This window comes from Dermacoccus sp. Ellin185, from assembly GCF_000152185.1.
Lineage (GTDB): Bacteria > Actinomycetota > Actinomycetes > Actinomycetales > Dermatophilaceae > Dermacoccus > Dermacoccus nishinomiyaensis.
This window is the reverse complement of record NZ_AEIQ01000045.1, coordinates 40,206-52,425: the sequence shown is the minus strand read 5'-3', so window position 1 is coordinate 52,425 and position 12,220 is coordinate 40,206. Positions and strand designations below refer to the sequence as shown.

12 protein-coding genes are annotated in these 12,220 nt (G+C 68.7%); 7 read left to right on the top strand and 5 right to left on the bottom strand.

Going from position 1 to position 12,220, the window contains the following annotated elements; genetic code table 11:
- Positions 1-6: 6 nt before the first annotated feature.
- Together mqo and dusB are read right to left on the bottom strand one after the other, a co-directional pair.
- The gene (gene mqo / locus HMPREF0321_RS03520) at positions 7-1,503 is read right to left on the bottom strand and encodes a malate dehydrogenase (quinone) (protein WP_006944200.1); all 1,497 of its coding nucleotides are present in this window, start codon (positions 1,501-1,503) and stop codon (positions 7-9) included.
- Positions 1,504-1,657: 154 nt separating this feature from the next.
- Positions 1,658-2,890, bottom strand: coding sequence for a tRNA dihydrouridine synthase DusB (gene dusB, locus HMPREF0321_RS03515; RefSeq protein WP_006944180.1), 1,233 nt, complete (start codon positions 2,888-2,890; stop codon positions 1,658-1,660).
- A gap of 84 nt (positions 2,891-2,974) precedes the next feature.
- Between dusB and HMPREF0321_RS03510 the strand changes: the two genes are divergently transcribed.
- The 5 genes from HMPREF0321_RS03510 (at position 2,975) to HMPREF0321_RS03490 (ending at position 6,678) form a co-directional block, all read left to right on the top strand.
- Positions 2,975-3,292 carry a DUF6703 family protein gene (locus tag HMPREF0321_RS03510; RefSeq protein ID WP_006944183.1) on the top strand — a complete coding sequence of 106 codons (318 nt, stop codon included), beginning with the start codon at positions 2,975-2,977 and terminating at the stop codon, positions 3,290-3,292.
- 46 nt (positions 3,293-3,338) lie between these two features.
- Complete coding sequence (locus tag HMPREF0321_RS03505) at positions 3,339-4,280, top strand: metal ABC transporter substrate-binding protein (protein WP_040014392.1); 942 nt, start codon at positions 3,339-3,341, stop codon at positions 4,278-4,280.
- The gene (locus HMPREF0321_RS03500) at positions 4,277-5,125 is read left to right on the top strand and encodes a metal ABC transporter ATP-binding protein (RefSeq protein WP_006944281.1); all 849 of its coding nucleotides are present in this window, start codon (positions 4,277-4,279) and stop codon (positions 5,123-5,125) included. The genes HMPREF0321_RS03505 and HMPREF0321_RS03500 overlap by 4 nt, the downstream gene beginning before the upstream one ends.
- A gap of 74 nt (positions 5,126-5,199) precedes the next feature.
- Complete coding sequence (locus HMPREF0321_RS03495; protein ID WP_006944160.1) at positions 5,200-6,201, top strand: metal ABC transporter permease; 1,002 nt, start codon at positions 5,200-5,202, stop codon at positions 6,199-6,201.
- 45 nt (positions 6,202-6,246) lie between these two features.
- A complete protein-coding gene (locus HMPREF0321_RS03490) occupies positions 6,247-6,678 on the top strand; it encodes a Fur family transcriptional regulator (RefSeq protein WP_006944276.1) in 432 nt (143 codons plus the stop codon).
- Positions 6,679-6,964: 286 nt separating this feature from the next.
- Here HMPREF0321_RS03490 and HMPREF0321_RS03485 read toward each other — a convergent pair whose 3' ends face one another.
- Together HMPREF0321_RS03485 and recO are read right to left on the bottom strand one after the other, a co-directional pair.
- Complete coding sequence (locus HMPREF0321_RS03485) at positions 6,965-7,894, bottom strand: isoprenyl transferase (protein WP_371168039.1); 930 nt, start codon at positions 7,892-7,894, stop codon at positions 6,965-6,967.
- Between the two features lie 56 nt (positions 7,895-7,950).
- Positions 7,951-8,760 carry a DNA repair protein RecO gene (gene recO / locus HMPREF0321_RS03480; protein ID WP_006944253.1) on the bottom strand — a complete coding sequence of 270 codons (810 nt, stop codon included), beginning with the start codon at positions 8,758-8,760 and terminating at the stop codon, positions 7,951-7,953.
- 227 nt (positions 8,761-8,987) lie between these two features.
- Between recO and HMPREF0321_RS03475 the strand changes: the two genes are divergently transcribed.
- Together HMPREF0321_RS03475 and HMPREF0321_RS03470 are read left to right on the top strand one after the other, a co-directional pair.
- On the top strand, positions 8,988-9,629 hold the full coding sequence (locus HMPREF0321_RS03475) for an alpha-ketoglutarate-dependent dioxygenase AlkB (RefSeq protein ID WP_006944196.1): 642 nt from the start codon (positions 8,988-8,990) through the stop codon (positions 9,627-9,629).
- A 172-nt stretch (positions 9,630-9,801) separates the two neighbouring features.
- Positions 9,802-10,221, top strand: coding sequence for a DUF4186 domain-containing protein (locus HMPREF0321_RS03470; protein ID WP_202775001.1), 420 nt, complete (start codon positions 9,802-9,804; stop codon positions 10,219-10,221).
- Positions 10,222-10,429: 208 nt separating this feature from the next.
- On the opposite strand, the gene leuA is transcribed toward HMPREF0321_RS03470, so the two are convergent.
- Positions 10,430-12,181 (bottom strand): 2-isopropylmalate synthase, encoded by a 1,752-nt coding sequence (gene leuA / locus HMPREF0321_RS03465; protein ID WP_040014391.1) that lies wholly within the window; start codon positions 12,179-12,181, stop codon positions 10,430-10,432.
- Positions 12,182-12,220: the final 39 nt, after the last annotated feature.

Below are 12,220 nucleotides of genomic sequence, written 5' to 3'. Positions count from 1 at the left end.
CGTGGGTCAGCCGCGCTTGGGCAGACCCAGCTTCGTGTCAGACTCGGCCTCGAGTTCGAGCGCGCGGTGGGGGTCGCTCGCAACGTCGGTGCCGAGCATCGGGATGACGCTGCGCAGCTCGTTCTCCCAACGCTCCCATTCGTCCTTGAACGACGAACGCAGGATGTCGAGCGCGATCGGGACGGCGGTCGACGCACCCGGCGACGCGCCTAGCACACCCGCGATCGTGCCGTTCGCGGAGGTGATCACCTCGGTGCCGAACTGCAGCGTGCCCTTCGTGCCCGAGATGGGCTTGATGATCTGCGCGCGCTGGCCGGCGGTGAACAGCTTCCAGTCGTCCGAGACGGCCGTCGGCGCGAAGTCGTGCAGCGCCTCGATGCGCTTGGCCTGGTTCGCGAGCAGATCCTGCGCGAGCACTTTCGTCAGGCCGAGGTTCTCAAGGCCGGCGGTCGCGATCGGCAGCACGTTGTCGGTGCGCAGCGACTGGAAGAGGTCGAGAACCGAGCCCTCCTTGAGGAACTTCGGCACGAGACCGGCGAACGGGCCGAACAGCGCGGTGCGCTGGCCGTCGATGATGCGTGCATCGAGGTGCGGCATCGACATGGGCGGCGCGCCCTCGGCGGCCTTGCCGTACACCTTCGTCTGGTGCTTGGCGGTGACGGCCGGGTTCTCGGTCGACAGGAACGTGCCGGAGACGGGGAACAAACCGTAGCCCTTCACCTCGGGCACCCCGGCCTTGCGCAGCAGCTTGAGCGTGTAACCGCCCGCGCCGAGCATGAGCACCTTCGTGCGCACGACGCGCGTCGCGCCGTCCCGCAGGTTCTTGACGGTGACGTTCCACGAGCCGTCGGCATTGCGCTCGATGTCGGTGACCTCGTGCTTGAGCTCGAGTGCGCCGCCGCGGGCGACGAAGTCCTCGAACAGCTGACGGGTGACGGCGCCGAAGTCGACGTCGGTGCCGCTCGGGGCGTAGGTCGCGGCGATCTTCTCACCGGCCGGGCGGCCCTCGATGAGCAGCGGCGACCACTGCTCGATCTGGCCGTAGTCCTCCGAGTGCTCCATGTCGTGGAAGAACGGGTGCTCGCTCATGAGGCGGAAGCGCTCGCGCAGGAACTTCTGGTTCGCATCGCCGCGCACGAACGCCATGTGCGGCGTGTTGTTGATGAACGTCGACGGCTCACGCATCGCGCCCTCGGTGACGAGGGAACCCCAGAACGTCTTCGTCGTGAGGAACTGGCCGTTGATCGCAATGGCCTTCGAGATGTTGACGCTGCCGTCGGCCGCCTCGGGCGTGTAGTTGAGCTCGCACAGCGCGGCGTGGCCGGTGCCCGCGTTGTTCCAGCCGTTCGAGCTCTCGAGGGCGACCTCGTCGAGACGTTCGAAGACGGTGAGCGACCACTCGGGGTGCACCCGCTGGATCATGGCACCGAGCGTCGCGCTGACGATGCCGCCGCCGACGAGCAGGACGTCGACGGAATCGGATGCGCTCTTCGCGCCCTCCACGTTGTTCACCACATGCCCCTTACGCGCTGATGTGTCGTGTTGCTGGCGCGCCGCATCGCGACGCTTTGTTCTCCACGGTAGTCCTCCTGGATGCCGAGCGTGCAACGGGGCGATGAACTACCGGGGTGATGTGATCCGTGACACGCCTGGCGTGTCAGCCCCCGGAGTTCTCCGCCTCCGCCTCGGCCACCCAGGCGGCCTGTTCGGCGGTGAGCTCCTGCGTGTCGAGCCACCCGTCGGGCAGGACGACGCGTCGCTCGCTGCCCGCGCGACCGCGCGGCCCGTCCGCCGCAGCGCCGGGCCACGGGGCGTCGAGGTCGAGCCCGGCGACGAGGTCGTCGAGCGCGGCGAGGGAGTCGACGAGCGCGAGCTGATGACGCAGCTGCGAGCCGACCGGAAAGCCCTTGAAGTACCAGGCGATGTGCTTGCGGATGTCGCGGCAGCCCTTGAGCTCGTCGTCGTAGAACTCGACGAGGTACTCCGCGTGGCGGCGCAACGTCGCGCAGACCTCACCGAGCGTCGGGTCGACGCGGGCGTCGGAACCGGCGAAGGCCGCGGCGAGGTCGGTGAACAGCCAGGGCCGTCCGAGGCAGCCGCGCCCGACGACGACGCCGTCGCAGCCTGTCTCGGCGACCATGCGCATGGCGTCCTCGGCCGACCAGATGTCACCGTTTCCGAGCACCGGGATGCTCGTCACGGTCTCCTTGAGGGTGCGGATCGCCGACCAGTCCGCGTGGCCCGAGTACGCCTGTGCGGCCGTGCGGGCGTGCAGCGCGACGGCCGCGACGCCCTCACCCTCGGCGATGCGCGCCGCCTCGAGGTAGGTGAGGTGATCGGTGTCGATGCCCTTGCGCATCTTGACGGTGACGGGGATGTCGTACGGGCTCGCCTCGCGCACGACGGCGCTGACGATGCCGCGGAACAGCTCGGTCTTCCATGGCAGCGCGGAACCGCCGCCCTTGCGCGTCACCTTGGGCACCGGGCAGCCGAAGTTGAGGTCGATGTGGTCCGCACGGCCCTCCGAGGCGAGGATGCGCGCCGCCTTGCCGGCGTTGAGCGGGTCGGTGCAGTAGAGCTGGATGGAGCGCGGGTTCTCGTCGGGGTCGGTCTCGATGAGCTTCATCGTGAGCGGAACGCGCTCGACGAGAGCGCGCGAGGTGATCATCTCGCTGACGTAGAGCGACGTCGCGCCGCTCGCACCCGCGGCGACGGAGCCGTCATCGCCGTACTGACGACACAGGCGCCGGAACGCACGGTTGGTGATGCCCGCCATCGGCGCGAGTACGACGGGCGAGGTGATGGTGTGCCGTCCGATCTGCAGCGGCGGCAGCGCCGACGGGTCGCGCACGAGCGCACCGGGTGCGGGAGGGGCTTCGAGAACAGTCATCGCCTTCCAGTGTCCCACTCGCGCGCAAGGCGGGCGACATGACGACTGGAGCAGCACCCGGCCCGCGCCCACTACCCTGGTGCCGTGTCACGCAACGAACCACGACCCGAAGTCTCCGTCAGCACGAGCCGCGCGAAGGCCATGCACGCCTCCGACCCGGCGATCGGGGCGCTGGCGCGCCTGCCGCAGTGGGTCATCCTCGCTGTCCTCGCCGTCCTCATGATCGTCGGCATCGCGGTGCGCGGCGTCGTCGGAGCCGTCGCGTTCGGCCTCGTCACCGCCTTCCTCGCCTGGCTGCTGTACCTGTCGTGGCAGCAGCTGCGCCCGCTCGACCGCCTCGCGCGCGCCGCCGTCATCGTGCTGACGCTGGGCGTGACGATCGTGCTGGCGTTCCCGAGGTAACCCCATGTTTTGACAATGATTCTCACTTTGAGTGAGAATCATTGTCATGTTCATGCGTCGCTCGTTCACCGTTGCTCTCACCGCCGCCCTGGGGCTCGGCGTCACCGCCTGCGGCTCCGAGAACGGGCGCACCGACGACGGCCGCGTCCAGACACTGGCGAGCTTCTATCCGATGCAGTACGCGCTCGAACGCATCGGCGGACCAGACGTCACCGTCAAGAACCTGACGAAGGCCGGCCAGGAGCCGCACGACGTCGAGCTCACGCCCCGCCAGGTCGCCTCCGTCGCGGACGCCGGCCTCATCGTCTACGCGAAGGGCTTCCAGGCCAGCGTCGACGACGCCGTCGCCTCGAGCGCCAAGGCCGGGCGCGCACTCGACGTCTCGCCGCAGGCCGACCTCGACCTCACAGCCGAAGAGGAGGGCCACCATGACGAGAGCGAGCACGAGCACGCTTCCCATGCCGGCGGTTCCGACCCGCACTTCTGGCTCGACCCGGTGCGCTACAAGGCCGTCGTCCAGGCGATCGGTGACCGGCTCGCCAAGGACGACCCCGAGCACGCCGACGGATACCACACGCGCACCGCGTCACTCGTCAAGGATCTCGATGCCCTCGATGCCGAGTACCGTGGCGGCCTCGCTCACTGCACGAACCGGACGATCGTGACCGGCCACGAGGCGTTCGCCTACCTCGCGGCACGATATGGGCTGACGCAGCGCGGCGCGTCGGGTGTCTCCCCCGAGGCCGAGCCGACGCCGGCGCAGCTGTCGTCGATCAGCGATTACGTGAAGAAGAACAAGGTGACGACGATCTACGCTGAGACCCTCGTCTCGCCGAAGGTGGCTCAGACCATCGCCTCCCAGACCGGCGCCCGCGTCGACGTCCTCGACCCGATCGAAGGGTTGACGGACGCGAGCAAGGGCAGCGACTACCTCGCCGTGATGAGATCCAACCTCGCCACATTGAAGAAGGGCCAGGGCTGCTCGTGAGCGTCTCCCCCATCCTGCGACTGCGCGACGCCGCGTTCGGCTACGACGGCCGCGCGGTCGTCAGCGGTGTCTCGCTCGAGGTGAACCCCGGCGAGATCATCGCGGTTCTCGGGCCGAACGGCTCCGGCAAGTCGACGCTGATGCGCGGCATCCTCGGCCTCAACGACCACGTCAGCGGGCAGGTCGAGCTGTTCGGCACGCCCGCATCTTCGTTCAAGGCGCGCACGCGCATCGGCTACGTGCCGCAGCGGCACACGCTGTCGGCGTCGGTGCGCGCGACGGTGGAAGAGGTCGTCGAGGTGGGTCGCCTGCCGCACCGGCCCTGGTACCGACGCGCGGACGCCGTGGATCGCCGGCTCGTCACCGCGGCCCTCGCCGAGGTCGGGCTCGCCGATCGCTCCCGCGACGACGTCGCCACCCTCTCCGGGGGTCAGCACCGACGCGTCCTCATCGCCCGCGCGCTGGCCGCGCAGCCCGACATCCTCGTCATGGACGAGCCGACGGCCGGCGTCGACACCGCCAGTCAGGAGGTACTCGCCGAGGTGCTCGAGCGCCTCGCCGCGAGTGGCGTGACGATGATCATCGTCACGCACGAGATCGAGGCGCTGCACGGCATCGTCACGCGCATCGTCGAGGTCGCGCACGGCGCCGTGACGTTCGACGGACCGCCCGCGCGCTACGGCGAGCGCGTCAGCGCGTCGCTCGGTGGGGCGTCGCTCGGCGGCCACGACCACCACGCCGAGGACCTGCCGCACCACGCGCCGGGCTACGCGCGCGGACCCTTCGACGACGCCAGGTTCGCGCCCGATCACGGGCGATTCAGGGAGGGGGATCGTCGTGGCTGAGTCGCTCGCTACGTGTTCTGATGGGGCGCCCGTGCGTCCCGTCGCTCCCTTCCACGCTCTGATCGGAGGCCACCGTGGGTGACCTGTTCGTCCTCGAGGCGATGCGATACGCGTTCGTCGCCGCGCTGCTCGTCGGGGCGGCCGCGCCGTCCGTCGGGGTGTTCCTCGTGCAACGACGGCTGTCGCTCATCGGTGACGGCATCGGCCACGTCGCGCTCGCCGGCGTCGCGATCGGGGTGCTCCTGCACGCCTCGCCGATCCTGACGGCGCTCATCGCGGCCGTCGTCGCGGCGTGCATCATCGAGTTCATCCGCCTGCGCGGGACGACGAACGCCGACGTCGCCCTCGCCGTCATGTTCTACGGCGGTATCGCGGCGGGCGTCGTACTGCTCTCACGCGCCGACAACGCGGGGCAGACGTCGATCAGTCAGTACCTGTTCGGCTCGATCCTCACGACGACGAGCGACCAGCTGTGGCAGTTCGGCGCGCTCGCCCTCGTCGCCGTCGGCGCGACGACGGTGCTGCGCAAGCGCCTGTTCGCCGTCGCCAACGACGAGGAGTACGCGCGGGCCGTGGGGCTGCCCGTCGTGCCGCTCAATCTGCTGCTGTCGATTCTGACGTCGGTGACGGTCGTGTTGTCGATGCGCGTCATCGGCCTGTTGCTCATCTCGGCGCTCATGATCCTGCCCAACGCGACGGGCCAGCTGATCGGTCGTAGCTTCCGTCAGACGACGGCCGCAGCCGTCGTCGTGGGCTGCCTCAGCGGTGCGCTGGGCGTCACCAGCGCGTACTACCTCGACACCCCGCCCGGCGGTACCGTCGTGCTCGCGGCGATCGCGCTGTTCCTGCTCGCGTCGTTCGTGGCGATGACCGTGCACGCCGTGCGCGCTCGTCAGGCGCGACGGGTGGCGCACCACGCGCACGAGCACCGGCAGGGCTGCGGGCACCCGTCCGTCCCGCACGGCGACCACGTCGACTACCTTCACGACGGTGAGTTCCACGCGCCGCACGGCGACCACTGGGACGCCCACCGACCCGCCGTCGAGACCTCGAAAGGCACGCATGATGCGGTGTGACAGCGCAGGACGCTTCGAGCTTCGACGAGTCTGGACGGATGTCCGATGAGTGCGCGCAAACCGACACGCCAGCAGCGCGCCGTCGCCGAGAGGCTCGACGGCTGCGGCGAGTTCTGCTCCGCGCAGGATCTGCACGCGAAGCTGCGCGCCGACGGTGAGACGATCGGCCTCGCAACGGTGTACCGCACCCTGCAGGCGCTCGCCGGGGACGGCACCGTCGACGTGCTGCGCACCGACGACGGTGAAGCCGTCTACCGCAGCTGCTCCCCCACGCACCACCACCACCTGGTGTGCCGACGGTGCGGACGCACCGTCGAGGTCGAGGGCCCGACGGTCGAACGCTGGGCCTCCGGCATCGCCGCCGAGCACGGCTTCACCGCCGTCAGCCACCAGCTCGAGATCTTCGGGCTGTGTCGCGCGTGCAGTCAGGACGCCGCCGCTGCCTCTGCTTCCGCCCCCTCTGACGCGGGGCCTTGAGTCGCCCGAAGCGTTGCGGCGGGTTCTCCCGTCAGGACCGCACCGAATGTCTCGACGGCACTGACCCTGCCGCATGGCGACGGCGCAAACACCTCACGAAGGCGCCGTCTCCACCGTGTCACGGCGGCGCTGACGCGTCACGGCGGCACTGAATACCATGACGGCACTGCCCCGGACTCCGGTCTCGAGGGGTGAATCAGGCGACGCGGCCGGCATCTGACACCACTGCGAACTGCCTCCCTCTGTGCGCTTTTCGTCGACCTTCGTAAATCGCAGGGGGGCCGGGTCAGTCGATGAGGCCGTCGTCCTCGTAGATGCCGCCGCCGTCAGCGCCGGGGTCCCCCATGAGCACCGGGTCGTAGGACGGCTTGGGCTTCGACGGCGCCCGAGCTGCCGCCGCAGCGTCGTCCGCAGCCTGCTGAGCGGCGACCGCGTCGACGGCTCCGCCATAGCGACGGTCGCGCCGGGCGTAGATGTCGACGGCCTCCCACAGCTTGCGACGGTCGAAGTCGGGCCACAGCGTGTCGAGGAAGACCATCTCGGCATAGGCGCTCTGCCACAGCTGGAAGTTGCTCGTCCGCTGCTCGCCGGAGCTGCGCACGAACAGGTCGACGTCCGGCAGATCCGGCGCGTAGAGGTAGCTCTGGATCGTCTTCTCCGTGATCTTCTTCGGGTTCAACCGGCCGGCCGCGACGTCGTCAGCGAGCGAGCGTGTGGCATCGACGAGCTCTGCGCGCCCGCCGTAGTTGACGCACATCTGCAGGGTGCAGACGGTGTTGTTCTTCGTCCGCTCCTGGGCGACTTCGAGCTCGCGCACGACAGAACGCCACAGCCGCGGCTTGCGCCCTGACCAGATGACGCGCACGCCCCATGAGTCGAGCAGGTCGACGCGACGACGGATCGTGTCGCGGTTGAAGCCCATGAGGAAGCGCACCTCCTCCGGCGAACGGCGCCAGTTCTCCGTCGAGAACGCGTAGGCGCTGATGTTCTTGACGCCGAGTTCGATGCAGCCGGCGACGACGTCGATCAGCATCGCCTCACCCGCCTCGTGGCCCTTCGTGCGCGGCAGACCGCGCTCGTTGGCCCAACGCCCGTTGCCGTCCATGACCATCGCGATGTGCTGCGGCACCAGCTCAGCAGGAATCGCGGGCGGCGTGGCGCCGCTGGGGTGCGGGTCGGGTGAGATCGGCACGGGCGTCGTCCTTCGGGTCGTGATTCTTGTCGTCGTGCTGCGTGACGTAGGTGTCCCGACGTCTCGGTGAGGACAGTCTCTCAGGACGCCGGGTGCGCGTCGTGCGTCGCAGGCTCGGCGGGTGTCGCGGGTGGGGTCGAGCGAGCGACGACGGTGTAGTCGCCGCGATCGACGTGCCTGAGCGAGCGCACGCCGTGTTCGAGGTGCCATTGGACGTATGCGGCGATGAGGTTGCTCGACTGTCGACGCGCGTCGTCGCTCGTCGCGGCGACGGCGTTCCAGTGGCCGCGCAGCAGGGCGTCCATGAGGACGAACGTCTCGGGCATCGGCGCGGTCGATCCGGGCGGGCGGCACTGCGGGCAGACGGCGCCACCGACGGCGAGGTTGAACGCACGCTGCGGGCCGGGGTCGCCGCAGCCGGCGCAGTCGATGAAGCTCGGCGTCCACCCGGCCGTCGCGACGGAACGCACGAGGTAGGCGTCGAGTACGAGATGCGCGGGGATCTGACGCTGCGCGAGCGCTGCGAGCGCCCCGGCGAGAAGGTTGAAGTGGGCCACGACGCGGTCGGAATCCTCGCAGAGCCGGTCTGCCGTCTCGAGCATCGCGGCACACGCGGTGTAGGAGGGATAGTCCTGCGCGATGGCGTCGCCGTAGGAGGCGAGGAGGTCGACCTGAGTGACGACGTCGAGGTTGCGCCCCTCGTGCAGCTGGATGTCGACGACCATGCCCGGCTCGAGACGCGCCCCGAACTTCGACTTCGTCTTGCGCACGCCCTTCGCGACGGCGCGCTTCTTGCCGCGATTGCGCGTCAGCATCGTGATGATGCGATCGGCCTCCCCCAGCTTGTGGGTGCGCAGCACGATGGCGGCGTCACGGTAGAGGGGAGGCATGTCTCCATTGTCTCGCGGTTGCCTGCGTCAGCGATAGCGGGCCCGCGTCTCGTCCGCTGACGGCGCAACTCGCCGGGCGGATGCGTCCCCAGGCATGCCTCAGCCGCCGACATGCGTTCTGCTCCCCCACCCCCGCCGTTTCCCCCTGCGTCCAACTGCACCCGGGTGCATCTGGGCGCAAAGGGCGGGGCTGGACGAGTCAGGACAAGAGGCGCATAATCGAACACATGTTCGCAGGTCTACAGGGGTCGCTGCTCGACCAGGTCGAGGAGGTCGGCGTGCGTCCGCTCGTAGGCGCCGTCCGTCGCACCCAGCTGACGCGCGGGGCCTGGGTCGACCTGCGCCCCGGCTTCATCACCGGCGCTGACGAGTTGTTCAGCCGCCTCATGCTCGGTGGCAGCGCGGGCGTCGACTGGCAGGGCGAGCGTCGCGTCATGTGGGACAAGGAGGTCACCACGCCCCGCTTGCTGCGCTTCTACCGCGGCGACGAACGCTGGCCCGACCCCGTGATGCGCGACGCCCAACGCGCGCTGAGCGACCATTACGCCCCCGAACTCGGCGAGCCGTTCACCACCGCCGGCATGTGCCTCTACCGTGACGGCCGTGATTCCGTCGCGTGGCACGGCGACAAGGAGGGCCGCTCGAGCACGAAGGACACGATGATCGCCATCGTCTCGATCGGCTCGCCGCGCACACTGGCGCTTCGCCCCGTCGGTGGCGGGCAGAGCCTGCGCTTCCAGATCGGCCACGGCGACCTGCTCGTCATGGGTGGCTCTTGTCAACGGACCTGGGAGCATGCCGTTCCGAAGACGACGAAGTCCGTCGGGCCTCGCATCAGCATCCAGTTCCGGCCCTACGACGTGAGATGAGATTCAACCCCGTGACGCATGCCGTCAGCCTGCAGCCGAGGGGCGTGGGACCACAGGACGCGCCCACGGCGCCCGCGCCTCGACGACCTGGGGAGCAGTAGCCATGCCCGACCCACGGCCCCGTTCTTCGACGCCCACTCTTGCGACCCGCAGTGTCGAAACCCTTGACGGCGTGCTCGACCGGATCGGGCGATCATTGTTCAGGGCGAAGTTCCATCTCAGCCCGGCCGATGCGCGGTACGCGCGCGATCGGGGGCGTCGCGAGATCGAAACCCATGCCGCGCGCTTCATCGGCGAGCGCCTCGCCGCTGCCAATCCCGACAACGACGGCCGGCAGACCCCGATGCGCGGCCATCCGGTCTTCCTGGCTCAACACGCGACGGCGACCTGTTGCCGCGGATGCCTCGCGAAGCACCACGGCATCGTCAAGCACCACCCGCTGACAGACGAGCATCAGGCCTACGTCTTCGCCGTCATCATGCGCTGGATCGAGCGAGAGTTGCGACGCCTCCCCCACGATTCCTCTCGCGCTCCGCTGCCCCCGTCCAAGCATCGGCGACCGGGCATGTCATCGCATGCGGCGCTCTTCTGAGCGCTCCCCGCGGGATGCTCGCACAACGCCCGTCACCCTGACACGACGAAGCGGGTGGAGCCCAGCACCTTCCCCGGTCACTGGGTTCCACCCGCTCGTCCCATTATGCCGTGTCGCACCGAGTGCCTCATGCGTCGCGGAACACCGAAATAGTTGTGGAGGTTCGCGCTACCCAGAGCGCGAACCTCCACAACCCTTGGCCCAGCCGTCAGGCCGCAGCCGCCTCCGCGTCACGCTCGGCACGGTTGACGGCCGACAGGATCGCCATGAGCGACGCACGCACCGTCGATTCGTGGATGCCGACGCCCCACAGCACGCGGTCGCCGATGGCGCACTCGACGTACGCCGCAGCCTTCGAATCCTCGCCGGACGAGAGCGTGTGCTCCGTGTAGTCGAGGAGGCGCACGTCGACGTCAATGGTGCTCAGCGCGTCGAAGAAGGCGTCGATGGGTCCGTTACCCTCACCCGAGATCGTCACGGGCTCGCCGCGATCGAGCAGACGGACGGTGATCTTGTCGCGGCCGTCGTCCGTCGAGTCGAGCTGGCTGCCGACCGGCTTGAAACGACCCCAGGCGCGCTCGCCCTCACCGGTGCCGGGCAGGTACTCGTCGGAGAAGGTCGACCACAGCCACTGCGGCGCCACCTCGCCGCCGGCTGTGTCCGTCCACTGCTGCACGACGCCAGCGAACTCGATCTGCAGGCGGCGCGGCAGGTCGAGGTTGTACTCGCTCTTCAGCAGGTACGACACGCCACCCTTGCCGCTCTGGCTGTTGACGCGCACGACGGCCTCGTACGAGCGCCCGACGTCGTGCGGGTCGACGGGCAGATACGGCACACCCCAGACGAGCTCGTCGATCGACTTGCCCGTCTCCTTCGACTGACGCTCCATGTCGTCGAAGCCCTTCTTGATGGCGTCCTGGTGCGAACCGGAGAACGCCGTGAAGACGAGGTCGCCGCCGTACGGGTGACGTTCGCCGACGGGCAGCTGGTTGCAGTACTCGACCGTCGAACGGATCGTCTGGATGTCGGAGAAGTCGATCATCGGGTCGATGCCCTGACCGAACAGGTTCATGCCCAGGGTGACGAGGCAGACGTTGCCGGTGCGCTCACCGTTGCCGAACAGGCAGCCCTCGATGCGGTCGGCGCCCGCCATGTAGCCCAGCTCCGCAGCCGCGACACCCTCGCCGCGGTCGTTGTGCGGGTGCAGCGACAGCACGACGGACTCGCGACTGTCGAGGTGACGCGACATCCACTCGACCGAGTCGGCGTACACGTTCGGCGTCGCCATCTCGACGGTCGCCGGCAGGTTGATGATCATCTTGTGATCGGGCGTCGGCTCGATGACGCCGATGACCTCGTTGCAGATGCGCGCCGCGAATTCGAGCTCGGTGCCCGTGTACGACTCGGGCGAGTACTCGAAGTACACCTTCGTCTCGGGGATCGTCTCGGCGAGCTTCTTGCACAACCGCGCCCCCTGCAGGGCGATGTCGACGATGCCGTCCTCGTCGAGGTTGAACACGACGCGACGCTGCAGCACAGACGTCGAGTTGTAGAAGTGGACGATCGCGCTCGGCGCACCCTTGATGGCGTCGAACGTCTTCTCGATGAGGTGGTCGCGGCACTGCGTCAGCACCTGGATCGTCACGTCGTCGGGGATGTGGCCGCCGTCGATCAGTTCGCGGACGAAGTTGAAGTCCGTGTCGGACGCCGACGGGAAACCGACCTCGATGTCCTTGTAGCCCATCTGCACGAGCAGCTTGAACATGCGCATCTTGCGCTCGGAATCCATCGGGTCGATGAGCGCCTGGTTGCCGTCACGCAGATCGACGGCGCACCAACGCGGCGCCTTCTCGATGATCTTGTCGGGCCACGTGCGGTCGGGCAGGTCGACCTTGATCTGCTCGTGGAAGGGGACGTACTTGCCGATCGGCATCGTCGTCGGCTGCTGAGATCCGTGCATGGGTGGTGTTCGCCTCACTGCGTTCGTTGCGGGTGCCGG

Bases quoted from the DNA above. Each gene is read 5' to 3' on its own strand.
- leuA (WP_040014391.1), bottom strand. From the start codon at position 12,181: ATGCACGGATCTCAGCAGCCGACGACGATGCCGATCGGCAAGTACGTC.
- dusB (WP_006944180.1), bottom strand. From the start codon at position 2,890: ATGACTGTTCTCGAAGCCCCTCCCGCACCCGGTGCGCTCGTGCGCGAC.
- HMPREF0321_RS03505 (WP_040014392.1), top strand. From the start codon at position 3,339: ATGTTCATGCGTCGCTCGTTCACCGTTGCTCTCACCGCCGCCCTGGGG.
- HMPREF0321_RS03475 (WP_006944196.1), top strand. From the start codon at position 8,988: ATGTTCGCAGGTCTACAGGGGTCGCTGCTCGACCAGGTCGAGGAGGTC.
- HMPREF0321_RS03490 (WP_006944276.1), top strand. From the start codon at position 6,247: ATGAGTGCGCGCAAACCGACACGCCAGCAGCGCGCCGTCGCCGAGAGG.
- recO (WP_006944253.1), bottom strand. From the start codon at position 8,760: ATGCCTCCCCTCTACCGTGACGCCGCCATCGTGCTGCGCACCCACAAG.